This is a genomic window from Corallococcus sp. CA049B, from assembly GCF_003611685.1.
GTDB classification, from domain to species: Bacteria; Myxococcota; Myxococcia; order Myxococcales; family Myxococcaceae; genus Corallococcus; species Corallococcus coralloides.
In genome coordinates, this window is the sequence record NZ_RAWC01000468.1 from 1 (window position 1) to 953 (window position 953).

General features: G+C 73.6%; 1 pseudogene. It reads right to left on the minus strand.

Going from position 1 to position 953, the window contains the following annotated elements:
* Positions 1 to 689: pseudogene (locus D7W82_RS39755) on the minus strand (hypothetical protein); the annotation flags it as partial.
* Between the last annotated feature and the right edge of the window lie 264 nt (positions 690 to 953).

The window sequence follows — 953 nt, forward strand, 5'->3', positions numbered from 1 at the left end:
ATGTCGTACTCGAGCGTGGCCACCTGCTCGCCGTTGTCGCCCGGGGTGACGGAGACGAGCTTCACGCGGTTGTGGCGCTCGCCGCCGGGGGCGCGGCGGAAGAGGGTGCCCAGGGCGTCCGGCGTGGTGAGCTCGGTGCCCAGGGACCACGTCTCGCCGGGGCGCACGGGGTCGCGCGGCAGCTCCAGCACCAGCGTGGCCAGGTTGCGCGCGGGGCCCTGGAGCCCGTCGATGATGAAGCCGCGGTCGCTGAAGGTGGCGTCCTCGCCCGCGCCGGCGTTGGGCGTCACGCGCAGCTGGCGCTCACCGGATTTGTCCAGCACGAGCACGTACATGGACTCGGTGGGGACGGCGGCCTTGGCGGCGGCCTTGGGCGCCTCGTCGGCGGGGGCGGCCTTGGCGCCCTTCTTCTTGGCGGCCTTCGGCGCCGGGGCGGACTCGGGGACGGCCGCGTTGCGGTCCAGCGCCAGGTTGAGCCGGAAGGAGACGGGCGCGTCCTGGACCAGCTTCCAGCGCAGCACGACGGCGTCCTTGGGGACGGCGGGCGCGGCGGGAACGGGAGCGGCCTCCTCGGGCTCGGGCGCGGTGGCCCCCGGCGGGCGCGGGATGGGCTCCAGCTTGCCCGGCGCCTCCTGCTTGCAGGCGGTGAACGCGAGGGCGACAAGCAGACCGGACAGACTTCGCTTCACGGGACACTCCTGGGTGACCGTCGCGGGATAGCGGAGCGGACGGCGGTTGTAAAAGGGAGAACGGGCTTTGACGCGGCCCGACGAAGTTGGGGGGTCATGGAAAATCCGGCATGCAGGCGCGCAGGCCGTCCGGCGCGGTGGGGGGCGGTTCACCGGCGATGGACGCGAGGAGCGCGAGCTCGCTCGGTCCGGGCAGCGAGCCTCCGCAGGCGCCGGGGCAGGCCGCCACCTGCTCGTTGAAGCGCCTGCAATAGACCTCGATGG